The sequence below is a fragment of the Streptomyces sp. NPDC026062 genome, assembly GCF_055568375.1.
In genome coordinates this window covers 94,623-120,360 of record NZ_JBVHOQ010000010.1, presented here as the reverse complement: position 1 = coordinate 120,360, position 25,738 = coordinate 94,623, and the positions used below count along the sequence as shown (strand labels likewise).

Genomic DNA, 25,738 nt, shown 5'->3' with positions numbered 1-25,738 from the left:
GTGACCCGAGGAGCCACCCTTGGCTGCTGAGCTGCATGTCGAGCTGGTCGCCGCGGACCGCAGTGTCTGGTCCGGCGAGGCCACCCTCGTTGTCGCACGTACCACGTCCGGCGACATCGGCGTCATGCCCGGTCACCAGCCGCTCCTGGGTGTGCTGGAATCGGGCCCGGTGACGATCCGTACGAGCGAGGGCGGCACTGTCGTCGCCGCTGTGCACGGCGGTTTCATCTCCTTCGCCGACGACAAGCTCTCGCTGCTGGCGGAGATCGCCGAGCTGGCCGACGAGATCGATGTCGAGCGCGCGGAGCGTGCGCTCGAGCGTGCGAAGTCGGACACGGACAGCGCCGCCGAGCGCCGCGCCGATGTACGACTGCGTGCGGTGGCGGTGCACTAGTCACCCCACGCAATGGCTTTACCCTCAGCCGCGGCCCGTGCTGGAGACCCCTCCAGACCGTGTCGCGGCTGAGGCGATGCAGGTGCAGGTGAAGTTCGGGCGGTATCCGTTTACTCGATGACGCGAGGAGGTCGGTGAAGATGGTCCTCGCGCTGTGGGTGGGCGGTCTCGTCGTCGCACTGGTTCTGATGGGGCTCTTCGTCTTCGGTCTGCGCCGGCGGCTGATTCAGCGCTCCGGCGGGACCTTCGACTGCAGTCTGCGCTGGAATGTGCCGGCGGAGCCCGATCTCTCGGGCAAGGGCTGGGTGTACGGGGTCGCCCGTTATCACGGCGACAAGGTCGACTGGTTCCGGGTCTTCAGCTACTCCCCGCGCCCGCGCCGGGTGCTGGAGCGTTCCTCGATCGAGGTGGTCGCCCGCCGGCTGCCCGAGGGCGAGGAGGAGCTCGCACTGCTTTCCGACGCCGTCGTGCTCGGCTGTCTCCACCGGGATACCCGCCTGGAGCTGGCGATGAGCGAGGACGCCCTGACCGGATTCCTCGCCTGGCTGGAGGCGGCACCGCCCGGCCAGCGAGTCAATGTGGCCTAGCTCCTGAAGGACCGCCCCTTTCCGGACGGAGTCCGGGGGAGAGGGCGCGCCTGGCCCGAGGCGGCAGGCACACGTACGCACATACGCGCAGGCACACGTACACGTACGCACATACGCAGGCACACGTACACGTAAGCACCTGCGCGCATCCACGCATCCACGCATGCGAAAACCGGGGAGACAGGGGGCGGACCTGTCTCCCCGGTGCTTTTCGGAGTTATGCGACGAGCGTTGTGGTGGGGATTACTTGAGACCGCTGTTCATCGCGCTCACGAGCTCACCGTTGCTGGTGTCACCGCTGAACTCCCAGAAGAACGCGCCTCCCAGGCCCTGGTTCTTCGCCCAGGTCATCTTGGACGTGATGGTGGCGGGGGTGTCGTAGCTCCACCAGTTCGTGCCGCAGTGCGCGTACGCGGTGCCGGCGATGGTGCCGGTGGACGGGCAGCTGGTCTTGAGGACCTTGTAGTCCTCGATGCCCGCCTCGTACGTGCCGGGCGCGGCGCCGGTGGCGGTGCCGCCGGGTGCGTCCTGGGTGACACCGGTCCAGCCCCGGCCGTAGAAGCCGATGCCGAGCAGCAGCTTCGAGGCGGGGACGCCCTGCGCCTTCAGCTTGTTGATGGCCTCGGTGGCGGTGAAGCCGGCCTTCGGGATGCCGCTGTACGACGTGAGCGGGGAGTGCGGAGCCGTCGGGCCCTTCGCGTCCCAGGCGCCGAAGAAGTCGTACGTCATCACGTTGTACCAGTTCAGCGACTGCGCGGCGCCCGCGTAGTCGGCCAGGTCGATCTTGCCGCCCTGCGAGCCGTCGGCCGTGATCGCGGCGGTCACCAGGTTGCTGCTGCCGAACTTGGTGCGCAGCGCGGAGGTGAGGGCCTTGAGCGAGGCCGGGCCGCTGGTGTCACAGGTCAGACCGCAGGCGTTGGGGTACTCCCAGTCGATGTCGATGCCGTCGAAGACATCGGCCCAGCGCGGGTCCTCGACCAGGTCGTAGCAGGACTGGGCGAACGCGGCCGGGTTCTGCGCGGCCTGGCCGAAGCCGCCGGACCAGGTCCAGCCGCCGAAGGACCAGAGGACCTTGATGTGGGGGTACTTGGCCTTGAGCTTGCGCAGCTGGTTGAAGCTGCCGCGCAGGGGCTGGTCCCAGGTGTCGGCGACGCCGTCGACGGACTGGTCGGCGGTGTACGCCTTGTCGTAGTCGGCGTAGGAGTCACCGATGGTGCACTTGCCGCCCTGGACGTTGCCGAAGGCGTAGTTGATGTGCGTGATCTTCGCGGCCGAACCCGAGGTGTCCAGGTTCTTGACGTGGTAGTTCCGGCCGTAGACGCCCCATTCGGCGAAGTAGCCGAGGTTGACCTTGTCCCCGGTGCCGGGGCCGGGGCCGGTGCCGCCGCCGGTGGTGTGCACCTTGACGGCGCCGCTGGCCGGACCGGTCTGGTCGGCGGTGTCCCGGGCCTGCACGGTGTACGAGTAGTCGGTGCCCGCGGTGAGGCCGGTGTTCGTGTACGTGGTGCCGGTGACCGTGGCGACGACGGCGCCGTCCCGCAGGACGTCGTAGTTCTTGATGCCGTTGTCGTCGGTGGCCGCGGTCCAGCTCAGCTTCGCCGAGGTGTCCGTGATGGCGCTCGCGGTGGGGGTGCCCGGTGCCGAGGGGGCGTTGTCGCCGGGGACGCTGCCGCCGTCGCAGGAGGCGCCGTTCAGCTTGCATCCGGTGGGGGAGCCGGAGCCGGTGCCGTTGAAGCCGAAGGAGACGCTGGCGCCCGGTGCGACCGAGCCGTTCCAGCCGAGGTTCTTGGCGGTCCAGTGGGTGCCCGAGCTGGTGACGGTGGCGTCCCAGGCGGAGCCGGCGGCGGTGCCGGCGGGGAAGTCCCACTCGATGGTCCAGGAGCTGAGGGCGGTGGTGCCGGTGTTCTTCACCGTCCACTGGCCCTCGAAGCCGCTGCCCCAGTCGGACTTCTTGAGGTAGGTGGCGGTCGCCGAGGTCGCGGCTTCGGCCGGGGAGGCCATGCCGACCATCGCGGCAAGCGGAAGCAGCAGTGCGGTGAGGCCCGCGACTGCTCTGGATCTGGTGGCTCTTCCGGCCCCGAATCTGAATCGGGTCCGGCGGGGGGTATCAGTGCTCAACGGTGCTCCTCGGGTGAGGTCCGGACAAACGGGGTGGTCCGTGGACTGCAAACCCTGCGCCGCCCTGAGCCCGCCTTGTCATGTCGGGCTCACCGCAGTGTGTCCGGTGAGATTAGGAAGGTCTGGACCAATCGTCAAGAGGTCCAGACCAAAGTTCGGAATCGGGTGCGGATAAACCTCAGACACCCAACTCCTGTGCCAGCACCGCCGCCTGGACCCGGCTGCGCAGCTCCAGCTTCCCCAGCAACCGGCTGACGTGCGTCTTCACCGTCGCCTCGGCCATCGAGAGCCGCGCCGCGATCTCCGCGTTCGACAGCCCCTCCCCGAGACAGCCGAGCACCTCGCGCTCGCGCCGGGTGAGTGCGTCGAGAACCGCCGCCCCGTCAGGACCCCTTTGAGGTGCGGACGGCTGGGTTCCCGCGAACTCCGCGATCAGCCGGCGCGTCACCGAAGGGGCGATCAGCCCCTCGCCGCCCGCCACCGTGCGCACCGCGTCGAGCAGCCCGCGCGCCTCGGTGTCCTTCAGCAGAAAGCCCGATGCCCCGGCCCGCAGCGCGCCGAACACGTACGCGTCCAGGTCGAACGTGGTCAGCACCAGTACGTCCGCCAGCCGCTCCGCGACCACCTGCTTCGTCGCGGACACCCCGTCCAGGCGGGGCATCTGAATATCCATCAGCACCAGGTCCGGGCGGAGTTCGCGTGCCATCCGAACGGCCTCCTCGCCGTCACCGGCCTCCCCGACGACCTCGATGTCCGGTGCGCTGCCCAGAATGAGTACGAGCCCCGCCCGTACGGCCGACTGGTCCTCGGCGACCAGAACCCGGATGGTCATGGCTTCATCGTCCCCTCTCCGACGGGCAGTTCGGCCCGTACACGCCAGATCCTCATCCCGTCCCCGCCCTTGTTCCCGTCCTTGTCGCCGCTCCCGTTCCCGTCCTTCTCGTCGCTCCCGCCGGGTGCGGGCCCCGCCTCGAACTCCCCGCCCAGCAGCGCCACCCGCTCCCGCATCCCGGTCAGGCCGGCCCCCGAACCCGGGGCGCGCGGCCCCGGCCGGTCCCCGAGGACGCTGTCCACCTCCACCGTCAGCCGCTCCTTCGTCTGCCCCAGCCGTACCGTGACCGGGCCGGGCGCGGCGTGCTTGAGCGCGTTCGTCAGGGACTCCTGGACGATGCGGTACGCGGCGAGCTCGACCGGGGCCGGCAGCTGGGCGGGGTCGGTGCGGGCGTCGAACAGGGTGCAGGTCAGCCCGCTGGAGGTGGCGTTCGTCCGGTGCTGCTCGATGAGGGCGTCCAGTGAGCCGAGGGTGGGTGAGCTGCTCGGCTCCAGGTCCGCCGACCCGGTCCGCAACAGCCCGATCAGACGGCGCATTTCGGCCAGACCGTCGACGCTGTTCTCGCGGATCACCCCGAGGGCGTTCCTGGAGGTCTCGGGGTCGTCGATGGAGAGGGCGGCGGTGGAGTGGATGGCGATGGCGGAGAGGTGGTTGGCGACCATGTCGTGCAGTTCGCGTGCCATCCGGGCGCGTTCGGCGGTCACCGCCTGGACGCGGTCCATCTCCGCCAGCAGAGCGGTCTGGTCGGCGCGCAGCCTGGCGGTCTCCGCGGCGTCGCGGTGGTTGCGGACGCTGACCGCGGTCAGCGCCGGCCCGAAGGAGATGAGCCCCACGACGATGCCGACGAGCAGGGCCTCGGCGTCGCGGAACCAGGCCAGGAATCCGATCGTGACGCCGACCGTGATCAGGAAGGTGGCGACCGGGATCCGGCGGGCGGCCGCCGGGGTCCCGTACAGCACGGCCGCGTACATCACGTCGGTGAACATCAGCACCGTCACCAGATTCCCGCGCGTGAACTGGTCGGCGACCAGGGCGAGCGTGCCGACGACCAGCGCCGTCTGCGGGGCGCCCCGGCGCAGCAGCTCCGCCCCCGACATCACGGTGAGCGGGATGAGCGCGAGCCAGGGCGCGTCGAGGAGGCGGCCGGTCTGCATGCGCAGCCCGACCAGCGAGAGGATCGTTCCGCCGAGCAGTCCGACGACCGCGATGAGGACATCGGCGCGGTGGGGGCGGGGAAGAGGGAACACCCTCCCATCCAACACGGCGGGACGCCGCCGGACGTCGGTACGCGGAGTGAGCCGCGAGTACATCGAAGGATGCAGCGCCGGTTCGTCACTCAGGCCGATGATCCGGAGCGCCGCGGCGGGGACGCTGGAGGGGAGGAAAAGGAGCCGGACCATGATTGTCACACTGGTCGTTCTCTGCGAGATCGCCTTCTGGGTGCTGCTGGCCGCGGGGCTCACGCTGCGCTACGCGGCGAGGAAGCCGCGGCTCGGCGCCGCCGTGCTGCTGTGCGAGCCGCTGCTGGAGGTCGTCCTGCTGGTGGTGACGGCCGTGGACCTGAAGAACGGCGCCGCCCCGGACTGGAAGCACGGGCTGGCCGCGGTCTACATCGGCTTCACGGTCGGGCTCGGGCACTCCACGATCAAGTGGGCCGACGCCCGGGTCGCGCACCGCTTCGCGGGAGGTCCGCCGCCGGTGAAACCGCCGAAGTACGGGAGGGCGAGGGCCGCGCACGAGTGGCGGGTCGCCGGGCGGTGGCTGGTGGCCGCAGGGACCGCGCTGGCCCTGCTCCAGGCGGCCGTCTGGTACGTCGGCGGAGACGGGGCCACGGAGTCCCTGCGGTCGTGGCAGCAGACGATGCTCTTCGTGATGGGCCTCAACCTGGTGATCGCGGCGAGCTACACGCTCTTCCCGAAGCAGGACCCGCGGGCCGACGCGAAGCATGTGCCGGGCCCGCCCGCGGGGCGACGCTGAGCATGCGCCGGGCTCCGCCCGCGGGCTGCGGACACCGCGGGCGGGGCCGGTGGTCAGCGTTCGCCGCCCGGCACCCACAGCACGTCGCCGACCTCCTTGTTCGCCACCCGGGCGAGGATGAACAGCAGGTCCGAGAGGCGGTTGAGATAGGTCGCCGTCAGGGGGTTCATGACCTCGCCGTGCACCTCCAGCGCCGCCCAGGTGGACCGCTCCGCCCGGCGGACCACCGTGCAGGCCTGGTGCAGCAGCGCGGCGCCCGGGGTGCCGCCGGGCAGGATGAAGCTGCGGAGCTTCTCCACCTGTTCCAGGAAGTGGTCGCAGTCCGCCTCCAGCTTGTCGACGTAGAACTGCTCGACCCGCAACGGCGGGTACTTCGGCTCTTCGACGACCGGCGTCGACAGGTCCGCGCCCACGTCGAACAGGTCGTTCTGCACGCGGACGAGGACCTTCACGACGTCGTCGGTCAGCTGCCCGAGCGCGATCGCCGTGCCGATGACCGCGTTGGCCTCGTTGCTGTCGGCGTAGGCGGAGATCCGCAGATCGGTCTTGGCGGTCCGGCTCATGTCGCCGAGGGCGGTGGTTCCGGTGTCGCCGGTGCGGGTGTAGATACGTGTCAGATTGACCATGCGGTCAGCCTAGTGAGGCCCCCGCCCTTCTGAAGACACGTGTGCCCACTGTCACCGCGAGCGCGGTGAATCCGAGGGCGACCAGCACGCCGTACAGCATGTGCGCGGTGGCGTACGAGCCCACGTACGCGTCCCGCACCGCGTCCACGAGGTAGCGCAGCGGCGTGAAGCGCGAGAGCACGTCCAGCCACCGGGGGCCCAGGGTCATCGGCAGCATCAGGCCGGAGAGCAGCATGGCCGGCATGGTGAGCGAGTTGATGACCGGCCCGAACTCCTGCGGCGTGGAGACCTTCATGGCCAGCGTGTACGAGAGCGAGGCCAGCGAGAGCGTCAGCAGTCCGACGAAGGCGAAGCCGATCAGCACGCCGGGCAGCGGGGCGCGCAGGCCCATGAGTACGGCGACGAGCACCAGCAGCACCGCCTGGAACATGAACAGCAGCGCATCGCGCAGGGCCCGGCCCAGGAGCAGCGCCGTCCGGCTGACCGGGGTGACCCGCATCCGCTCCATGACCCCGGTCGACTTGTCGATGATGACGGCGAATCCGGCGAACGAGGCGCCGAACAGGCCGAGCTGGAGCAGCAGTCCGGGGACCAGCACCTGCCAGGAGTCACCGTCCGGACCGAGTGGCAGGCCGGTGAGCAGCGGGCCGAAGAAGAGCAGGTAGAGCAGTGGCATGAGGACGCCGAAGAGGATCTGGAACCGGGAGCGCAGGGTCTGCCGGGCGTACCGCCCGAAGACGAGCGCGGTGTCGTGGAGAAGCATGGGACTCGATTCTGGAGACCGTCCTCAGACGGCGACGGGTGCGGCATCGGCGGCGGGGGAGCGGCCCGTGATCGCCAGGAACGCGTCCTGGAGCGAGGCGGTGGCCGAGCCCGCCCAGCGGGTCTTCAGCTCCGCCGGTGTCCCCTCGGCCACGACCAGACCGCCGTCGACGACGACGAGCCGGTCCGCGAGCGCGTCCGCCTCGTCGAGGTAATGGGTGGTCAGCACGACAGTGGTGCCGTAGGTGTCGCGCAGCCCGCGCACCAGCTCCCACAGGTCGGCGCGGCTGCCCGGGTCCAGCCCCGTGGTCGGCTCGTCGAGGAAGAGGACGGCCGGGCGGTGGGTGAGCCCCATCGCGATGTCGAGCCGTCGCCGCTGGCCCCCGGAGAGGGTGAGCGTCTTCCGGTCCAGCAGCCCGGTCAGGCCCAGTTCGGCGGCGAGCTCCGAGGCCCGGGTCACGGCCCCGGCCTTGCCGAGCCGGTAGAGCCTCCCCTGGGTGACCAGCTCTTCCCGGACGCTGATGTGCGGGTCGACACCGCCCGCCTGGGCCACGTACCCGCACTTCTTCCGTACGCCCGCCGGGTCGGCGAGCAGGTCGCGGCCGGCGACGGTGGCCGCGCCGCCGGTGGGGGCGAGGAGCGTGGTGAGCATCCGCAGGGTGGTGGTCTTGCCGGCTCCGTTGGGGCCGAGGAGGCCGACGATCTCGCCGGTCCTGACCGTCATGTCGATGGAGCGGACGGCTTCCACGGGGCCGGTCTTCGTCGCGAAGGTCCGGGCGAGCCCGGCCGTGCTGATGATTGGCATAGCGACCACAAAAACAGAGTCACTTAAAAATTGCAATGACACCAAATATTCAGGAACCCCAGGGCGTCCTACGATGGGCCCATGGCTGAGGGACTCAGGGAGCGCAAGAAGCGCCGGACCAGACAGGACCTCTCGGACGTGGCCACCGGTCTCTTCCTGGAGCGGGGATTCGACGCGGTCACGATCGCCGAGATCGCCCGCGCGGCCGACGTCTCCGTCAACACGGTCTACAACTACTTCCCGACCAAGGAAGACCTCTTCCTCGACCGCAGCCAGGGCATCGTCGACCGCCTCTCGCGGTACGTCCGGGGCCGGGACAAGGGGGAATCCGCGGCCGACGCCGTCCTGCGCGAACTGCGCGTCCAGGTCGAGGGTGTGTCCCCCGCCGTCGGGCTGATGGAGGGGTACGCCCGGTTCATGCGGGTCATCGAGGGCGCGGACAGCCTCAAGGCGCGCCTCTGGCACGTACAGCAGGAAGCCCTCCGGCATCTGGAGCAGACGCTTCAGGAGGAGTGCGGCAACGGGCCGGGAGACCGGACCGCGAGTCTGGTGGCCGGTCAGCTCGCCTGGGTGCACGGGACGCTCATGGCGTACATCGGCGGCGAGATGGTGGCGGGCCGCAAGGCCGCCGAGGTGTCCCGCGACGCCCTCGTCCTGCTCGACGACATCGAGGAGCTGCTGGGCGAAAGGGTGCTCAACTACGCCCGGCGCGCCGCCGAATGACACATCGCGGTGTGATGTCCGTCATTTGAGACGTGACGCGCATCTCTTCACCGCCTCAGCGCCCCTCACGGGTACTAACCTCCGCCGGAGAGCACGGAACAACAAACGCCGAGAAAGCATAGGGGTGCCAACGTGGCCAGGAAGCTCGCCGTCATCGGCGCCGGACTCATGGGGTCCGGTATCGCGCAGGTCTCCGCCCAGGCGGGCTGGGACGTCGTGCTGCGTGATGTCACCGATGCGGCCCTGACGCGTGGCCGTGACGGCATCAAGGCCTCCTACGACAAGTTCGTCTCCAAGGGCAAGCTCGCGGAGTCCGACGCCGAGGCCGCGCTCGCCCGCATCACCACGACCACCGACCTCGACGCCGTCGCCGACGCGGACATCGTCGTCGAGGCGGTCTTCGAGAAGCTGGAGGTGAAGCACGAGATCTTCCGGGCCCTCGACAAGATCGTCCGAGACGACGCCGTGCTGGCCTCCAACACCTCCGCCATCCCGATCACCAAGATCGCGGCCGTCACCGAGCGCCCGGAACGCGTGGTCGGTGTGCACTTCTTCTCGCCGGTCCCGATGATGCAGCTCTGCGAACTCGTACGCGGCTACAAGACCAGCGACGAAACCCTCGCCGCCGCGCGGGAGTTCGCCGAGTCGGTCGGCAAGACCTGCATCGTGGTCAACCGCGACGTGGCCGGCTTCGTCACCACCCGGCTGATCTCGGCGCTCGTCGTCGAGGCCGCCAAGCTCTACGAGTCGGGCGTCGCCTCGGCCGAGGACATCGACATCGCCTGCAAGCTCGGTTTCGGCCACGCCATGGGGCCCCTCGCCACCGCGGACCTGACCGGCGTCGACATCCTGCTGCACGCCACCGGCAACATCTACACCGAGTCCCAGGACGAGAAGTTCGCCGCTCCGGAGCTGATGCGCCGGATGGTCGATGCAGGTGACATCGGCCGCAAGAGCGGGCAAGGCTTCTACACATACTGATCGTTTTCGGTCCCCGGCCGCCTGATGCGCCGTCCATCAGACCCGGGGCTTCGGGGGCCCGCCTTCCGGAACCAGGGAATCCACAAGGGGTTCACGGTGGGCCCCGGTCACTCCACGGAGTGAATTCGGTATCGGTTCGCTTACAGACGGCAACCTCCCTGTCATTGCCGCAGTCAGTTTGGGCAGAGACAGTTTCAGACAGACCGATCACGCCACGGAGCATTCCAGGGGAGCGCATATGCACATCAGGGGCGACCACGCCGAGCTGGTCGTCGGGGGCCGCCTCGATGTCCGAAGCGCGGCGGACGCCCGTACGGTCCTGCACTCGGCGCTCGACGACGGAGCCGGCGATCTGGTGCTCGACCTGACCGAGCTGGATTCATGGGACGCGACCGGGCTGGGCGTCATCATGGGTGCGCACCGCAGGGCCGGACGCGCCGGGCGGCGGCTGGTGCTCCGCGGCGTACCGCCGCAGATGCAACGCCTGCTGGTGGCCACCCGGCTGCACCGCATCCTCGCCATCGAAGGCGGAATCGCCGCGGAATCCCTGCCGCGCGTCTGACGACGCCCGGCGGCGGACGCCCGTCCCCGACTACTGGGGCGAAGCCGTGCAATCCTCACGAGACCGTGATCTGTGGGGCGGCGCGGCACCCCGGATGTTCGTAGATACTGTGCGAAGGTTTAGGGTTCGGCCGTCTGCCGATTGACGGACCCACCTGGCGGACACCGGACCGTGGGCGACAGCTGGACGTGCGAGGCCGGGAGGGACAACCGCGCTCGACGCGTCTTGGGGGCTTTGGCGATGGACCCGATACACCGGGGGCCGGAAGAGTTCGGCCACGACGGCAACGGCTTCGCCGAGGAAGCCGGCCGACGCCGTCCTCCCCGCGATCCGCTGACGCCCGATTTCGGTCAGCAAACACCGCAACAGGTCCGCATCGTCCCGCTCATCGCCGGCGACCTCCTCCTCACCGTCAACCCCGTCGACGGCAGCGAGGTCGAACCGTGCCCGCCCGGGGAGCAGCCCGCCGCACCCGTCCGGCGCACCCCCGCGGAGCGGGCCGACCGTGAGCGGGCCGCGGCGCCCCCGGTGCCGGCCGGACCTCCCGTCCTCCGGCTCCCGCTGCTGCGGCGCGAGGACGAACGTCAGCGGCTGACGCGTCTGCTGGCCCGAGGCCGCTCCGTACGGCTCACCGGACCGGCAGGTTCCGGCCGAACCTCGCTGCTGAACGTCGTCGCCGCGGACTGCGCGGACATGGCACCCGACGGAGTCGTCCGGCTCAACGGCCACAAGCGCACCGTCACCGACCTCCTCCACACCCTCTTCGAGGCCGTCCACGACGCGCCGCTGCACCGCCCGGACCGGGAGCTGCTGCTGGAGAAGCTGCGGTCGACCGGCGCCGTCGTCATCCTCGACGACCTGGAGTTCGGCGGCGCCGCGCTGGACGAGCTGTTCGACGCGACACCCGAATGCGCCTTCCTGCTGGCCGCCACGCCCGAGGTGGCCGCGCCCGGCCCCGGCTCCCACCTCGAAGAGGTCTTCCTCACCGGCCTCGACCGCGCTGCCTCGGCCGACCTGATGGAGCGGGTGGTCGAGCGGAAGCTCACCGAGGAGGAGGCCAACTGGGCGGGCGACCTCTGGTTCGAGTCCGAGGGCCTGCCGCTGCGTTTCGTCCAGGCGGGCGCCCTGCTGCGCCAGCTCGACCTCCTGAACACCGACCCCCACGCGTACGACGAGTACGGCTACCTGGAGAACCCTCCCGTCACGGAGCCGCAGGCGGCCGAGGGCTCCGGCCGCACGGCGGAGGAGGTGGCGCTGCCCAGCCTCGGCGAGGGCGCCGCACCCGCCGCGCTGCTCGCCTCACGGCTGAGCGAAGCCGCGCGCGACACCCTGCGCTTCGCCGTCGCCCTCGGCGGCGAGGTGCCGCACCAGGCGCATCTGCCGGCGCTCGTGGGGGACACCCACGCCGACGCGGCGCTCGGCGAACTGGCGGGCTGCGGGCTGCTCTCCCCGGCCGGTTCCCGCTACCGGCTGGCCGCGGGTGTCCTCGCCCAGCTGGAGGCCGCCGGATACGGCGAGGACGCCACCGGCCGGGCCCGGACGGTGGCTCAGCACTACGCCTGGTGGTCCGGGCACCCCTCCGTCACCCCCGCACGGGTCGTGGCGGAGGCCGATGCGATCGTCGCGGCGATGGCGCAGCTGGTGCCGGGGGACGGGGCCGGCCGGACGAGCGTCGCGGTGCTGCTGGCCCGCAGCGCCTCGCCCGCCTTCGCCGCCGGGCTGCACTGGAGCGCCTGGGAGAGGTCCCTGCGGATCGGCCAGGAGGCCGGCCGGATCGCCGGTGAGGTGGCCGAAGAGGCTTACTTCCACCATGAGTTGGGCGTGCTCGCCCTCTGTACGGGCCACCTCGACCGGGCCAGGGCCGAGCTGGAGACGTCCGTCAGCATGCGCGGGGCGCTCGCCGACAAGTCCGGTGCGGTCGCCGGGCGGCGCGCGCTCGCCCTGGTCGAGGACCGCTCCGGCGGACCGGTCGCGGGCGGTGTCACGGCGACCGCGGAGATACCGGCCAACCCCCTTCTGGCCTCGCCGCCGCGCGGTACGCCGGCCGCCATACCTGTCTCGGTCCCGAAGCCGTACCCGGACGACACCATCGTCGTATCCGCGCAGAGCGCTCCGGCGCCGGCCGGTGAGGGGACGGGCGGCCGTTTCGCGATGCTGCGCGGGGCCCGGCGCAATGTGGTCGCCGCCGGCGCGGGTGTGCTGCTGGCGGGAGTGCTCGGCACCGTGGTGACCCTCGGGCTCACCTCGAACAGCGATCCCCAGGGCGACCCCGGAGCCTCGACCGAGCAGTCGGTGACCGAGGGCGGTGACACGGAGGAGGAGCTGCCGGCCGAGGAGTCCACGGACGGTACGACTCCGTCCGCCGGGCCTTCGGGTTCCGCGTCCGCCTCGTCGTCGACGACGCCGGACCCGTCGGGAAGCGAGTCCGCACCGACGGACGGAAGCGGGGCGTCGTCCCCGGGCGCCACGGCTTCGGAGACGGCCCCGTCGTCGCCCGGTGAATCGTCGCCGGGCAGGCCCACCCCGACGCGTACGACGCCGAAGGACCCGAAGCCGACGCCGACGAAGTCGGATTCGTCCTCGGCCAGCCCGTCGACGACACCGCCCGAGCCGACCGACTCGCCGAGCCCGACGGACCCGGACCCCGAGCCGACGGAGCCGACCGAGCCCGATATGTCGGACTCGGCGAGCGGACCGTCCGGGGCGGACGCGAGCCCGTCGGTCGTCTGAGCCGGTGCGCCCCCGCGGTGGGCGCCGTGCCGTCGGTCGTCGGCGGGCCCGGGGTGCGTATGCCCGTCCGGCGGGTGTGTGCCGGACCCTGCGCGGAGGGTTCCGTTCTCCACCGCCGGACGGGCTCGAGGGTGCCGGACGGGCTTGAGGCGTCGGTCCGCCTCGGGGGCCGGCCGGTCAGAAGAGCCTGAGCTTGTCGTCCTCGATGCCGCGCATCGCGTCGTAGTCGAGGACCACGCAGCCGATGCCCCGGTCCGTCGCCAGGACGCGGGCCTGGGGCTTGATCTCCTGGGCGGCGAAGATGCCCTTCACCGGTGCCAGGTGGGGATCGCGGTTGAGCAGCTCCAGATAGCGGGTCAGCTGCTCCACGCCGTCGATGTCGCCGCGCCGCTTGAGCTCGACCGCCACGGTCCGGCCGTCGGCGTCCCGGCACAGGATGTCGACGGGGCCGATGGCGGTGAAGTACTCGCGGCGGATGAGGGTGTAGCCCTCGCCGAGCGTCTCGATCCGGTCGGCGAGCAGTTCCTGGAGGTGCGCTTCCACGCCGTCCTTGATCAGGCCGGGGTCGACACCCAGCTCGTGGGACGAGTCGTGGAGGACTTCCTCCATCGTGATGATCAATTTTTCGCCCGCCTTGTTCACGACGGTCCAGACGCCCGCGGTGTCGTCGGCGCCCTCCTTCAGGGTGCAGGGCGGCGACATCCAGTTGAGCGGTTTGTACGCCCTGTCGTCGGCGTGAATCGACACGCTCCCGTCCGCCTTCACTAGGATCAGACGGGGAGCGGAGGGCAGGTGGGCCGTGAGCCGGCCCGCGTAGTCCACGGAGCAGCGGGCGATGACGAGACGCATGGTCGGCAACGCTACTCGACGACAGGTGCTCGACGCGATTCACCCACCCGTCACTCCCTCCCCGCCCGGGAGTGACCCTTTCTGGCTTGCCCCTCTTTGAACCCCTTCGTTGTTGGCCGGTTGTGTTCCCAATCTCCTGGTGCGGCCCGGACTGCGCCCTTAACGTGGATGCAGGAGGTCGCCGCGCGTGCACGCTGCGTCGCCGTCCTTCTTCCCTGCCCGTAAGGCCCCGGCCCTCCGTCGGGGTCGCGAGAGGAGAACCCATGTCGCTCGACGTCTCACCGGCGCTGTTGGAACAGGCCGAGCGAGGCGAGGTCGACGAAGCCGACTTCGTCGACTGCGTCCGGACCTCCCTGCCCTACGCATGGGAGATGATCAGCTCGTTGGTGGCTCAGCTGAAGGTCGACGGCGGTCAGTTCGCCGACAACCAGACGCCGCCGCCCAACGAGCAGGCACGAGGTCAGCTGCTGCGTGCGCTCGCGAGTGATGCGATTCGCGGTGCGCTTCAGCGGCACTTCGGAGTGCGCCTGGCATTCCAGAACTGCCACCGCGTCGCGGTGTTCCCGCTGGACGCATCGGTCGATGACCGGCTGGCCAAGTTCACCTCGGTGAGGGGCCAGTTGCTCAACCAGTCGCCCGGACTGCGGGACTGCTGACGTCTTCTGCTGCCGTTCCGGGCCGCGGGAGGTGCGACTGGTCCGGGGCGGCAGCTCCCGTACGTACACCGTGAAAACCGTCTGTGTGGGCTATTCGAGGAGCGGCAGCACCTCGTTGCCCAGCCGCGTTACGTTCTCCTCCGTGGTCACGAGATCTCCGGAACCCTCCACCAGGAGCGCGAAGCGGGTGATGCCCGTGCGCTCCGCCGTGGCCGCGAGGCGGTCGGCCGCGAGCCGGGGAGGCCCCACCGGATGAAGCCCGCACAGCAGCTCCGTGTAGTCGACCGGGTCACGCATCACCCGGTGCCGGCCGTCGACCGTCACATGGGCGCCCAGCCCCTGCCGCAGCCAGCCGGGCATCGCCTTCACCAGCGCCTCCCGGGCGTCGTCCGCGTGATCCATGATCTGGGCCACGCCCGCGGACACGTGCCCCGCCTCCCGTACGCTCTGTGGCGAACGGCCCGCGGCGAGGGCGCAGGAGCGCCAGAACGCGACCATCCCGGCCTTCTCCTCGTCACCGCAGTGCATGCCGAGCAGCATCGGCAGGCCGTTTTCGGCGGCGAGTTTCACGCTCTTCGGCGAGGTGCACGCGACGATCACCTCGGGGCCGCCGGGGCCCTCGCCGCCCGCCTCGTCGAGCAGCTCGTCGGCCCGGGGGACCACCGCCACCTCACGGAAGCCGTAGCGCTCCCCGCGGCCGGCCACCCGGGCCTCGCGCAGCCAGTCGAGCAGCAGCCCCAGAGAGTCCGGGAAGCCGTTCTCGTACGCGTCGAGGCCGCCGCCGAACACCTCCAGGTCGATCCAGGGCCCGCCCCGGCCCACGCCGAGGCTGAACCGGCCTCCGCTGGTGAGGTGCAGCAGCGCGGCCTGCTCGCCGAGCGCGACCGGGTGCTGGGTCGGCAGCACGCTCACCGCCGTACCGACGCGGATTCTGCGCGTGCGGCCGAGCAGCAGCGCGGCCAGCGTGACGGCGGACGGGCAGACCCCGTACGGCACGAAATGATGTTCGGCCAGCCAGACCGAGTCGAGACCGGACTCCTCCGCGACCTCGGCGGACCGGATCGCGCGATGCAGCGCTTCCCCCGGGCCCTGCCCCGGAAACTGAGCTGCCAGTACGAACGTTCCCACACGCATCGCCAGATACCTCCTTGCGGCCGACGCGGCTCTCCCCTACTGGCAACAACGTCTGACACGTGCCAAAGGCACGGTCACGACGGGAGGTTGTTGCGATTTTCCGCTAACCCGTCCCGTTCCGGGCGGTGCGGAACGTCTGCCCCCGCCGAATGGCCCTACGCTTGAAGGGAACTGCCCAGCCTGCCCCGTGAGGTGTCACGTGTCCCCGCGCCGAAACCGTCCCCGAGGCGGCGAGAGCCCCACCGACAGCGCGAGCGCGGCGGGGGACCGGTACGGGGGCGGAGGACGTGCGGAGGAGTGGCAGGGCGAGGAGTGGTCGGTCCGCCCGGTGAGCGGCGCGAGCGCGGCGGGCAAGCGCTACCGGTGCCCCGGCTGCGACCAGGAGATCCCCTCGGGCATCCCGCACCTGGTGGCCTGGTCCGAGTACGGCGGGATCGACGACCGCAGACACTGGCACAAGGCCTGCTGGAACGCGAAGGACCGCCGCACCACACGGGTGCAGCGGTCCAGGAACGCGCCTCGGTACTGAGAACCGCCCTCGGGGCGGCCTCGGGGCTCAGACGTCGCGGGTGTTCATCGCCAGGTAGGCGCCGCCCAGAGCCACGGCGGTCACGCCGAGCATGATCCACAGCGGGTCCCAGCCGGACGGTCCGCCGGACGAGGTGACCGAGTTGTCGTAGAAGATGCTGAGCTGGTTGGGGATCGAGTACTCCAGGAGCCATTCCTGGAGCGAGGCCAGCGAACTGGCGAACATGAAGATCGCGAGCACGAGCGGCAGCAGCACCACGCCGATCATGATCGTGATCGCTCCGGCCGAGTGCCGGATCAGCGCGCCGACCGCCAGCGAGAGCAGCCCGAGCGTCGCGATGTAGAGGCCCACGCCGACCGTGCTGCGCAGCCACTCGTCACCGCTGGGCGCCGCCGCGTCCAGGACGGACGTCTGGATCAGGGCGACGACCGTGGTCAGCACGGTCGTGAGTACGAAGGTGAGCAGGAAGAAGACGATCGCCTTCGCGCTGAGCACCCGGGCCCGGCTCGGGCAGGCCGTCAGCGTCGTGCGGATCATGCCGGTGCCGTACTCCGACGCGATGGTCATCACGCCGAGCGTGATCACGCAGATCGTCCCCAGAAGGACCCCGAAGAACCCGAGGCTGAGCACCGGGGTGTCGCTGATGTCGGCGTCGGACGCGCTGACCACGACCGCCGAGAGCACCCCGATGCCGAGCAGCAGCACGATCATGACGCCGAGCGTCCACATCGTGGAGCGCACGGAACGGATCTTGGTCCACTCGGAGGCGAGCGCGTCGCCGAGGGTGGCCGGGCGGACCGGGATCGGCGAGGTGTAGTAGCCGGTCTGCGTGGCCTGCCCGTGCTGCTGCTGGGGAGCGGGAGGCTGCTGGTGGGCCTGCTGCTGGTACGGCGGCTGCTGGTGGGGCGGCTGCTGCTGGTAGGGCGCCTGCGGCGTGGACGGCGTTGTCATCGGGAGTCCTCGCTGGTGTCGCTCTTGGTCAGGTCTGCGGGGGGTCCGGCAGGCGCTGCCGGGGCGGGAGCGGGGACGGGGGCGGCGGCGGGGACCGCGGGGGCCACTGCCGGTGCCACAGGTGTTTGGGCGCCCGCGTACGGGTTCTGTCCGGGCGGCGGCGGGGCGTACCAGCCCTGCTGCGGTGCCTCGGGAAGGCTCTGCGGGGGCGGGGCGTACCCCTGCTGCGGCCCGTATCCGCCGGGCTGCTGCGGGGCCTGCAGATGGGCCACCAGGTCGGCCGTCGAGCGGTAGTCCACGGCGCCCTGCGTCATCCGCATGTACGCCTCCTCCAGCGAGGCCTGGTGCGGCGACAGCTCCCACAGCCGGACGTCCGCCCGATGGGCCAGATCGCTGATCCGGGGCAGCCGCAGACCGGTGATCCGCAGGGCCCCGTCCGGCTCGGACATGACCTGGCCGCCCGCCTCGGTGAGGGTGGCGGTGAGCTTCTCCCGCTGCTCGGGCCCGTCGTCCGGCACCCGGACGCGGGCGAAATCGGCCGAGTTGGCCGAGATGAAGTCCGTGACGCTCATATCGGCCATCAGCTGGCCCCGGCCGATCACGATCAGGTGGTCGGCGGTGAGGGCCATCTCGCTCATCAGGTGGCTGGAGACGAAGACCGTACGGCCCTCGGAAGCCAGCATCTTCATCAGATTACGGACCCAGAGGATGCCCTCCGGGTCGAGACCGTTGACCGGCTCGTCGAAGAGCAGCACCTGCGGGTCGCCCAGCAGTGCGGCAGCGATGCCCAGGCGCTGCCCCATGCCCAGCGAGAAGCCCCCGGACCGCCTCCGCGCGACGTCCTGGAGGCCGACGACCCCCAGCACCTCGTCGACCCGGGCGGCCGGGATACCGGCGAGCTGGGCGAGCGAAAGCAGGTGGTTGCGCGCGCTGCGTCCGCCGTGTACGGCCTTGGCGTCGAGCAGGGCGCCCACCTGACGCGGGGCGTTCGGCAGATTGCGGAAGTCGTGGCCGCCGATGGTCACCCGGCCTGCCGTCGGCCGGTCCAGGCCGAGAATCATCCGCATCGTGGTCGACTTGCCCGACCCGTTGGGACCGAGGAACCCGGTGACGGCGCCGGGCCGCACCTGGAAGGAAAGGTTGTACACGGCCGTCTTCGCGCCATAGCGCTTGGTCAGGCCGACTGCCTCGATCATGCTCCAGCCCCATCGACTCTCTGTCGTCGGGGCACAGGCCATCGGCCGTACGCCCCCCGTATGAGTGAGGAGGATATCCAGGCCTTGACGGTTCCGGCCAAGTCGTTACCCGGGCGAGTCCCTCCCGATGACCCTCGCCGCAGCGCGTTCCTCGGCCCTTTCAGCGGCCGGCCCCTGCCACGGAAAGGGATCCGCGGCAGGGGCCGGGCGTCGCGCTTCGTGAGGCGGCGCAAGGGGTCGGGCGTCGCGCTGCTCGCGTACGGCGTCGGGCGTCGCGCTTCGTGAGGCCGCGCAAGGGGTCGGACGTCGCGCTGCTCGCGTACGGCGTCGGACGTCGCGCTGCTCGCGTACGGCGTCAGGCGTCGCGCTTCTTGAGTACGACGAAGCCGCCGATCACCGAGGCCGCCACCCACGCCACCATGATCAGCAGCCCGCCCCACGGTCCGTACGGAGCCGGATCGCTGTTCATCGCGTCGGGCACCACCTGCATGATCTTGGAACCGGCCTGGTCGGGGAAGTACCGGGCGACGCTCTTGGCCCCCGGGACGGCCGACAGGATCTGCGAGACCAGGAAGAAGAACGGCATCAGGATGCCGAGCGACAGCATGGAGCTGCGCAGCATCGCCGCCACGCCCATGGAGAAGACCGCGATCAGACCCATGTAGATACCGGCGCCGAAGACCGCCCGCAGCACGTTGTCCCCGCCGATGCCGATGCTGTGGTCGCCCAGCAGCGCCTGGCCGAGGAAGAACGAGACGAAGCTGGTGACGAGCCCGACCACCAGGGCCAGCACACCGGCCACCAGCATCTTGCTGAAGAGGAAGGTGGCGCGCTGCGGCACCGCCGCCAGGGAGGTATGGATCATGCCGGAGCTGTACTCCGTACCGACCACCAGGACACCGAAGACGACCATCGCCAGCTGGCCGAGAATCATCCCGGAGAAGCTGACGAACGTGGGGTCGAAGGTGGCACGCTCGGCGTCGGAGAGATCGTCGAACTGGGCGTTCATCACCGCACAGAGCGCGGCACTCATAGCGACGGTGACGACGAAGGCGGAGATCAGCGTCCAGGTGGTCGAGGAGACCGTGCGGATCTTGGTCCATTCGGAGGTCAGGACCGCGGGTACCGATGCCATCGCTGTCACACCCCCGTTCCGGTGCCGGATCCACCGGTTCCCGGGGCGTTACCGGGTGGCTGATTCCACTGGTCGCCCCAGTGCGGTCCGACCGGCGGCGGTGCCGCACCGCGCTCCGAATGCGCGTGGTACTCCACCGAGTCCGCCGTCATCTGCATGAACGCCTCCTCCAGCGAGGCCCGCTGGGCACTCAGCTCGTGCAGCACGATCGTGTGCCGGGCGGCGAGCTCGCCCAGCGCCTCGGTGGTGGCGCCGTCGATCTCCAGCGTGCCGTTGCCCGACTCGACCGCCACGATTCCCTCCGCCTGCAGGACGTCCCGCAGCCGCTCCTGCTGCGGGGAGCGCAGCCGCACATAACTGCGGGAGTTCTCGTGGATGAAGTCGGCCATCGAGGTGTCGGCGAGCAGCCTGCCCTGTCCGATCACGATCAGATGGTCAGCGGTCAGCGCCATTTCGCTCATCAGATGCGAGGAGACGAAGATCGTCCGGCCCTCAGCGGCGAGCGCCTTCATCAGATTGCGGATCCAGTGAATTCCCTCGGGATCCAGACCATTGACGGGTTCGTCGAACATCAGGATCTCGGGATCGCCGAGCAGCGCCGAGGCGATTCCCAGGCGCTGGCCCATACCGAGGGAGAACCCCTTGGACTTCTTCTTCGCCACCGCGGTCAGGCCGACGGTGTCGAGCACCTCCGCCACCCGGCTCCGGGGGATCCGATTGCTCTGGGCCAGACAGAGGAGGTTGTTGTAGGCGCTGCGGCCACCGTGCATCGACTTGGCGTCCAGCAGCGCGCCGATGTGCTTCAGCGGCTCCGACAGCTCGCGGTAGTGCTTGCCGTCGATGCGCACCGATCCGCTGGTGGGATTGTCGAGATCGAGCATCATCCGCATCGTGGTGGACTTGCCCGCCCCGTTGGGTCCCAGGAAACCGGTCACCATCCCCGGTCTGATCCGGCACGACAACTGGTCGACGGCAACCTTGCTGCCGAAACGCTTGGTGAGGCCATCGAGCTCGATCATGCGCTCACGCTAGAACGGCCGCGCGCCCGGCGCCACCACAAGGGCGGAACCGGGCGCGGGGAATGGGGACCGGCCGGAGTGTCAGCAGGTCTGCCGGGCCGGGAGGATCAGCGGGTCTGCTGGGCCGGAACACCGCGGGTGGCGGGCTCCTCGTCGGCGGGGGAGCCGGCGGCCGCCACTGCGGCACCCGTCAGCGTCGCCAGCATCTCGCGGACGTTGGTCAGCTGCGCGTTGATCGAGTCGCGGCGGTTGGTGAGCGCCGCCAGCTCGCGCTCCGATTCGCTGCGGATCCGGTCGGCCTTCGCGTTGGCGTCGGCCACGATGTCCTCGGCCTGGCGCTGAGCGGTCTCCACCGTCTGACGGGCGCGGCGCTCGGCGTCCGTGCGGAGCTTCTCGGCCTCCAGCCGGAGCTGCTCGGCGCGGTGCTCGATCTCGGCCAGACGCTTCTCCGCCTTGGCCTGACGGGACGCGAGGTCGCGCTCCGACTGATCGCGGCGCTTGGCCAGATTGGTCTCGAAGTCCGCGGCGGCCTGGGCGGCCTTGGCGCGGGTCTCCTCGAAGAGGGCGTCGGCCTCCTCGCGCTTCTGGGCCGCGTCCTTCTGCGCGTCCGAGCGCAGCGTGGTGGCCTCACCCTTGGCCTTCTCGACGATGCGGACACCGTCGTCCTCGGCCTTGGCCTTGCGCTCGGCGGCGAAGGTCTCGGCGTCGTTGCGCACCTGCTGGGCGGCGGACTCGGCGAGCTCGCGGTGCTGCTCGGCGGCGCGGCGGGCCTCCTCACGCAGGTCCTTGGCCTCCTCCTCGGCAAGGCGGAGAATCTTCTCCACACGCGCGCCGAGACCCGCGTACGACGGTTCCGCGTCGTTCACCTGAGCCTGGGCGTTCTGCGTTTCGAGGTGGAGCTCCTCGATGCGCTTTTCCAGAGACGTGATGCGGGTGAGAGCACTATCACGGTCGGCGACGAGCTTGGTAATGCGGTCGTCCACCTGACCGCGGTCGTAACCACGCCGCACGAGCTCGAAGCCGAATGGGGAGGAAGGGTCACTCATGGGGTTCCTGTCGAAGTGAGACCGGTGAGGTGATAGAGGGAATCCTAGGCGCCAGAGCGGCGTGTCATCGAGCAGATGCCTGTTTGATCTGGAGAATGACACCCCTTTTGAGTGGCGGACCCCCGTAACCCTTGCCACCCGGAGGGTTGAACAGCCCTGACGGATCATGGGAAAGCACCGGATGACTACCCATCCGACTGCTTGCCACCCGTACGAGTGCCCGCCGCAGCCGTGGTCTTGGCACCGCCGGACGGACCGGCACCCGCGCCCTTACCGCCGGCCCCGGGGGTCTCGAAAGACTCCAACGCCTCCAGGACGTCCTGGACACGGGAGATCTCCGTGTTGATGTCCTTGCGCCGGCGCACCAGAACATCGAGCTCGCGCCGTCCCTCGTCCACCGTCTGCTTGGCCTCGGCCTCGGCCTCGGCCCGCAGCTGCTCGGCTTCGCGCACCAGACTGGCCTTCTTCTGCTCGGCCTCCTTGAGCAGCGACTCGGCCCGCTTCACGGCGGCGATCCGGACCTTGCTCGCCTCCGAGTTGGCGTCGGACAGCAGCTCCTTCGCCTTCGCCGCGGCCTCGTCGCGCTGCTCGGTCGCCGCCTTCATCAGATGGTCGACGCGCTCGCCGGCCGTCTTCATCTGCTCCGACGTCTCCCGCCGGGCGCGGTCGTGCAGCTCCTGGATCTCGCTCTCCAGGCGCGTCCTGAGCTCCTCCGCCCGCTCCCGGATCTGAGTGGCGTCCCGGCGGGCACCGACCAGCAGTTCGTCCGCGTCCGTCCGGGCCCGCTCCACCAGGGTGTTGCCCTCGACGGTCGCCTCGGAGGTGATCCGCACGGCCTCCTTGCGGGCCGCCCCCACCATCGTGTCGGCCTGCCCCTCGGCCTCGGTGGCAGCGCGCAGCGCCTCCTCCTGGGCCTTGTTGATGAGCTGGTCCGCCTGCTCGGCGGCGTCGGCACGGCGCTTCGACGCGGACTCGCGCGCCTCGTCCAGCAGCCGGTCCGCCTCCTGACGGGCCTCGGCGCGCATCTGCTCGGCCGCCGCTTCGGCATCGCTCCGCAGCCGCTCCGACTCCTCACGCGTACGGGCGGCGTGCTCCTGCGCGGAACCGACGGTCGCCGACGCCTCCGCCCGCAGCCGCTCGGCCTCGCCCGCCGCTTCATCACCGAGCCGGGCCGCCTGCTGCGCCGCCTCGGTACGGATCCGCTCGGCCTCGGCCGTGGCCTCGGACACCAGTCCGTCGGCCTGCTCGGCGGCCTGGGACCGCATCCGGTTGGCGTCCTCGCGGGCCTCGGCCCGGCTGCGCGCCGCGTCCTGCTCGGCCGAGGCCAGGGCATCGGACGCCTCGGTGCGCATCCGCTGGCTGTACTCCGCCGTGTCGGCCCGCAGCTTCTCCGACTCCGTGATCGCCTCGGACACGGTCCGCTCGGCCATCGCCGTCGCGGCCTCGGACTCCTCCTGCGCCACCCGGCGGACCCGGGCCGCGTCCTCGCCGGCCCGCTCCCGCTCCGCGTAGGCATCGGAACGGACCCGGTCCGCCTCCTCCTGCGCCTCGGACTTCGTCCGCTCCGCGACATGCTCGGCGGCGGAGCGCAGCCCGGCGATCTCCGCCTCGGCCTGTTCCTGGAGCCCGCTGACCGAATCCCGCACCTGCTGAGCGGTCTGCTCGGCGGCGGAGACCATCTCGGCCGCCCGCGCGTCCGCCTCCTCGACCAGGCGCTGGGCCTCGGCCTGCGCCTCCTCGACGCGCTTGCGGGCGGAGGCCAGCAGCTCCTCGCTCCGCTCGCGGGCCCGCTCGCGCTCCTGATTGGCCTCGGTACGGGCCGCGTCCAGGGTCTCCTCGGACTCACGGCGCCGCCGGTTCGCCTCCTCCTGGGCGGCGGCCAGCGCCTCGGCGGCCTCCGTGCCCACGCGTTCGGCGGCGGCGGCGGCCTCCGACCGCACCCGGTCGGCACTCTCCTGCGCCTCGGTCTTCAGCCGCTCGGCCTCGGCGGTCGCCTCGCCACGCAGCCGTACGGCGACGGACTCACCCTCCGCACGGGACTGCGCGGCGTCGGCCGCGGCCTCGTCGCGCAGCCGCTGGGCCTCGGCCTCGGACTGCTCCTGGAGCGTGCGGATCCGCTCGGCGGCCTCGGCGCGCAGCCGCTCGGACTCCTCGTTGGTCTCGCGCCGGACACGCTCCGCGTCGGTACGCGCCTCGCCCAGCGTCTGCTCGGCGGCGGTGACCCGGGTCTCGGCCTCGCCGTGCAGCCGGGTCAGCTCCTCGGCCGCCTCCGCCTGCCGGGCCGCGATCGCACGCTCGGTCTCCTCGCGCAGCTCCGAGGCCGCCTGCTCGGCGGCGGCCGTGGCCGACTGTGCCTGCTCCTCGGATTCGGTACGCAGCCGCTCGGCCTCGGCGCGGGCCCGCTCAAGGGCCTCCTCCGCCTGCTTCTTCAGCGCGGCCGCCCGCTCGGTGGCCTCACCGCGGACCCGCTCGCTCTCGGTGCCCGCGGCGCCGCGCAGCTCCTCCGCGTCGGCCTTGGCCTCGGCCAGCAGCTCCTCAGCGGTCTTCGCGCCCTCCTCGATCTGCTGAAGCGCCTCGCGACGGGCCTCACCGCGGATCCGCTCACCCTCGGCGACCGCTTCGGAACGCAGCTGCTCGGCCTCGCCGCGCAGCCGGCGCGCCTCCTCCTGGAGCTCGACCGTCTTGGCCCGGTACTCCTTGGTGTCGTCCTTGGCCGCGCCCTTGAGCTGGTCGGCCTGTTCGGCGGCCTCGCCGCGCAGCCGGTCCGCCTCGGCCTCCGCCTCACGGCGGATCCGGTCGGCCTCCTCGCTCGCCGCCCTGGTGGCCGACTTCGCGTCGTCGGACGCCTTGGTCAGCACCTCCTCGGCGGCACGGGCCGCCTTGGCGAGCTGGGCAGCGGCGTCCTCGGCGGCGGCGGTGCGCGCGCTGTCGGCCGCCTCGGAACGGAGCCGGTCCGCCTCGGCACGGGCATCGGCGAGCGCCTGCTCGGCCTCCGCCTTGAGCGATTCGGCGTCCTTGGTGGCCTCGCCCACCAGCCGGGCGATCTCGGACTTGGCGGTACGGGTGCGCTGCTCGTTCTGCGACTCGGCGCCGGCCAGCCGCTTGACGGCGGCCTCCTTCGCCTCCGCCAGCACCTTCTCGGCCTCGACGCGCGCCTCGCGCAGCTGGGTCTCGGCCTCCTGCATGCGCTGCTCGGCGGCCCGGTTCAGCTCGGTGGTCTGCTGCCGGGTCTGCTCGGTCTCGGCCGTCGCCGACGTACGCAGCTGCTCGGCGTGTGCGGTGGCCTCCTGGGCCTGGCTGGAGGCGGCGCCCAGCATCCGCTCGGCGTCCTTGCGGGCGCGCAGCAGGATCGACTCGGCCTCGGAACGGGCGGACTCGGCCTCGGAGCCGAGCCGCTGCCGCGTCTCGTCGGCCAGCCGGGAGGTCTCGGCCCGGGCGGCGCTCAGCGCCTGCTCGGCCTCGGCCCGCGACTCGTCCAGCAGCCTGCGGGCCTGGGACTCGGTCCGGGCCCGCAGCTGCTCGGCCCACGCCACGTTCTCGTTGACGTGCGACTCGACGGTCTGGCGGCGCTCCGCCAGCTCCTGGTCGAGCTGCTGGCGGCGCTGCACGGCCTCGTTGTGCAGTTCGGCCTGGAGCCGCGCCTGGTGCTCGGCGTGCTCCTGAAGGATCCGCTGCGTCTGCGCACGGGCGTCGCGCAGCTCGCGCTCGGCGTCGTTGCGCAGCTGGTCGGCCTGGATCTGGGCATTGCGGAGCAACTGCTCCGCCTGGTAACCCATGTCCGCGCTGTCGTAGGCGGGACGGGTCGCCAGACTGCGCCGGGCCTCGTGCAGCTTGGCACGCAAGACCTCGACCTGGTAGCCGAGGTCCTCGGCATGCTGGACGGCCTTCTCCCGGTCGGTTTTCAGCCGGTCCATCTCGGCTTCGAACCGCGAGAGATGGTCGTCTTCAGCTCGGTGGCTCTCCTGGCGTTCGTAGCCCCGCACTGCGCGGTCCCATCCTTCCCCGAGCTCTCAACTTCTCCCCCGAGCTCTCGACTTCGTTCGAGCAGGGGATGCCCCACTGAGCAGGGGAGGCCCCAACCCTGGTCGCAAACTCCGAACGAGGACCGTTCGCCGGCGAACGGTCC

The 25,738-nt window shown here is 70.9% G+C and carries 23 protein-coding genes; 9 read left to right on the top strand and 14 right to left on the bottom strand.

All coding sequences use genetic code 11. The features are described 5' to 3' along the window. The first annotated feature begins 19 nt into the window (after positions 1-19). Positions 20-394 carry a F0F1 ATP synthase subunit epsilon gene (locus tag ACZ4LX_RS11750; RefSeq protein ID WP_467642767.1) on the top strand — a complete coding sequence of 125 codons (375 nt, stop codon included), beginning with the start codon at positions 20-22 and terminating at the stop codon, positions 392-394. A 140-nt stretch (positions 395-534) separates the two neighbouring features. Continuing rightward, on the top strand, positions 535-981 hold the full coding sequence (locus ACZ4LX_RS11745) for a DUF2550 domain-containing protein (RefSeq protein WP_467643022.1): 447 nt from the start codon (positions 535-537) through the stop codon (positions 979-981). 243 nt (positions 982-1,224) lie between these two features. Here ACZ4LX_RS11745 and ACZ4LX_RS11740 read toward each other — a convergent pair whose 3' ends face one another. From ACZ4LX_RS11740 to ACZ4LX_RS11730, 3 genes are all read right to left on the bottom strand, one after another. Beyond that, a complete protein-coding gene (locus tag ACZ4LX_RS11740; protein WP_467642769.1) occupies positions 1,225-3,099 on the bottom strand; it encodes a glycosyl hydrolase family 18 protein in 1,875 nt (624 codons plus the stop codon). A gap of 178 nt (positions 3,100-3,277) precedes the next feature. After that, complete coding sequence (locus ACZ4LX_RS11735; RefSeq protein WP_467642771.1) at positions 3,278-3,931, bottom strand: response regulator; 654 nt, start codon at positions 3,929-3,931, stop codon at positions 3,278-3,280. Next, complete coding sequence (locus ACZ4LX_RS11730; RefSeq protein WP_467643024.1) at positions 3,928-5,178, bottom strand: sensor histidine kinase; 1,251 nt, start codon at positions 5,176-5,178, stop codon at positions 3,928-3,930. Before ACZ4LX_RS11730 ends, ACZ4LX_RS11735 begins: the two co-directional genes overlap by 4 nt. A gap of 151 nt (positions 5,179-5,329) precedes the next feature. On the opposite strand from ACZ4LX_RS11730, the gene ACZ4LX_RS11725 reads away from it, so the two are divergent. Beyond that, positions 5,330-5,908, top strand: a complete 579-nt coding sequence (locus ACZ4LX_RS11725; RefSeq protein WP_467642773.1) for a hypothetical protein — start codon at positions 5,330-5,332, stop codon at positions 5,906-5,908. 53 nt (positions 5,909-5,961) lie between these two features. On the opposite strand, the gene ACZ4LX_RS11720 is transcribed toward ACZ4LX_RS11725, so the two are convergent. Genes ACZ4LX_RS11720 through ACZ4LX_RS11710 form a run of 3 tightly spaced genes read right to left on the bottom strand, consistent with a single transcriptional unit; the run spans position 5,962 to position 8,101 of the window. Further along, positions 5,962-6,534 carry a cob(I)yrinic acid a,c-diamide adenosyltransferase gene (locus ACZ4LX_RS11720; RefSeq protein WP_467642775.1) on the bottom strand — a complete coding sequence of 191 codons (573 nt, stop codon included), beginning with the start codon at positions 6,532-6,534 and terminating at the stop codon, positions 5,962-5,964. 4 nt (positions 6,535-6,538) lie between these two features. Next, positions 6,539-7,297 (bottom strand): ABC transporter permease, encoded by a 759-nt coding sequence (locus ACZ4LX_RS11715; protein WP_467642777.1) that lies wholly within the window; start codon positions 7,295-7,297, stop codon positions 6,539-6,541. Between the two features lie 24 nt (positions 7,298-7,321). Further along, positions 7,322-8,101, bottom strand: a complete 780-nt coding sequence (locus ACZ4LX_RS11710; RefSeq protein ID WP_467642779.1) for an ABC transporter ATP-binding protein — start codon at positions 8,099-8,101, stop codon at positions 7,322-7,324. A gap of 81 nt (positions 8,102-8,182) precedes the next feature. On the opposite strand from ACZ4LX_RS11710, the gene ACZ4LX_RS11705 reads away from it, so the two are divergent. The 4 genes from ACZ4LX_RS11705 to ACZ4LX_RS11690 all read left to right on the top strand — a co-directional run bounded on the left by ACZ4LX_RS11705 (position 8,183) and on the right by ACZ4LX_RS11690 (position 13,097). Continuing rightward, positions 8,183-8,824 carry a TetR/AcrR family transcriptional regulator gene (locus tag ACZ4LX_RS11705; protein WP_467642781.1) on the top strand — a complete coding sequence of 214 codons (642 nt, stop codon included), beginning with the start codon at positions 8,183-8,185 and terminating at the stop codon, positions 8,822-8,824. Positions 8,825-8,956: 132 nt separating this feature from the next. Continuing rightward, positions 8,957-9,805 carry a 3-hydroxyacyl-CoA dehydrogenase family protein gene (locus ACZ4LX_RS11700; protein WP_467642783.1) on the top strand — a complete coding sequence of 283 codons (849 nt, stop codon included), beginning with the start codon at positions 8,957-8,959 and terminating at the stop codon, positions 9,803-9,805. A gap of 238 nt (positions 9,806-10,043) precedes the next feature. After that, entirely contained in the window at positions 10,044-10,367 is a 324-nt protein-coding gene (locus ACZ4LX_RS11695) for an STAS domain-containing protein (RefSeq protein WP_136328742.1), read from the top strand. Positions 10,368-10,607: 240 nt separating this feature from the next. Next, positions 10,608-13,097: an ATP-binding protein gene (locus tag ACZ4LX_RS11690; RefSeq protein WP_467642787.1), complete on the top strand. Its 2,490-nt coding sequence runs from the start codon at positions 10,608-10,610 to the stop codon at positions 13,095-13,097. Positions 13,098-13,274: 177 nt separating this feature from the next. On the opposite strand, the gene nucS is transcribed toward ACZ4LX_RS11690, so the two are convergent. After that, the gene (nucS, locus tag ACZ4LX_RS11685) at positions 13,275-13,946 is read right to left on the bottom strand and encodes an endonuclease NucS (RefSeq protein ID WP_467642790.1); all 672 of its coding nucleotides are present in this window, start codon (positions 13,944-13,946) and stop codon (positions 13,275-13,277) included. Positions 13,947-14,209: 263 nt separating this feature from the next. Here nucS and ACZ4LX_RS11680 point away from each other — a divergent pair, with 263 nt between their 5' ends. Next, positions 14,210-14,602: an SCO5389 family protein gene (locus ACZ4LX_RS11680; RefSeq protein WP_219574248.1), complete on the top strand. Its 393-nt coding sequence runs from the start codon at positions 14,210-14,212 to the stop codon at positions 14,600-14,602. Between the two features lie 90 nt (positions 14,603-14,692). Here ACZ4LX_RS11680 and ACZ4LX_RS11675 read toward each other — a convergent pair whose 3' ends face one another. Then, positions 14,693-15,736, bottom strand: a complete 1,044-nt coding sequence (locus ACZ4LX_RS11675; protein ID WP_467642793.1) for an LLM class flavin-dependent oxidoreductase — start codon at positions 15,734-15,736, stop codon at positions 14,693-14,695. A gap of 199 nt (positions 15,737-15,935) precedes the next feature. Here ACZ4LX_RS11675 and ACZ4LX_RS11670 point away from each other — a divergent pair, with 199 nt between their 5' ends. Next, positions 15,936-16,265, top strand: coding sequence for an ATP/GTP-binding protein (locus ACZ4LX_RS11670; RefSeq protein ID WP_467642796.1), 330 nt, complete (start codon positions 15,936-15,938; stop codon positions 16,263-16,265). A gap of 27 nt (positions 16,266-16,292) precedes the next feature. Here ACZ4LX_RS11670 and ACZ4LX_RS11665 read toward each other — a convergent pair whose 3' ends face one another. From ACZ4LX_RS11665 to scy, 6 genes are all read right to left on the bottom strand, one after another. Continuing rightward, positions 16,293-17,216, bottom strand: a complete 924-nt coding sequence (locus tag ACZ4LX_RS11665; protein ID WP_467642799.1) for an ABC transporter permease — start codon at positions 17,214-17,216, stop codon at positions 16,293-16,295. Next, positions 17,213-18,412 carry an ATP-binding cassette domain-containing protein gene (locus ACZ4LX_RS11660; RefSeq protein ID WP_467642801.1) on the bottom strand — a complete coding sequence of 400 codons (1,200 nt, stop codon included), beginning with the start codon at positions 18,410-18,412 and terminating at the stop codon, positions 17,213-17,215. Before ACZ4LX_RS11660 ends, ACZ4LX_RS11665 begins: the two co-directional genes overlap by 4 nt. Positions 18,413-18,767: 355 nt before the next feature. Then, the gene (locus ACZ4LX_RS11655; protein WP_467642804.1) at positions 18,768-19,547 is read right to left on the bottom strand and encodes an ABC transporter permease; all 780 of its coding nucleotides are present in this window, start codon (positions 19,545-19,547) and stop codon (positions 18,768-18,770) included. 5 nt (positions 19,548-19,552) lie between these two features. After that, positions 19,553-20,566, bottom strand: coding sequence for an ABC transporter ATP-binding protein (locus tag ACZ4LX_RS11650; protein WP_467642807.1), 1,014 nt, complete (start codon positions 20,564-20,566; stop codon positions 19,553-19,555). A 107-nt stretch (positions 20,567-20,673) separates the two neighbouring features. Beyond that, complete coding sequence (locus ACZ4LX_RS11645) at positions 20,674-21,612, bottom strand: cellulose-binding protein (RefSeq protein WP_467642810.1); 939 nt, start codon at positions 21,610-21,612, stop codon at positions 20,674-20,676. Positions 21,613-21,797: 185 nt separating this feature from the next. Continuing rightward, positions 21,798-25,595: a polarized growth protein Scy gene (gene scy / locus ACZ4LX_RS11640; protein WP_467642812.1), complete on the bottom strand. Its 3,798-nt coding sequence runs from the start codon at positions 25,593-25,595 to the stop codon at positions 21,798-21,800. Positions 25,596-25,738 lie beyond the last annotated feature (143 nt).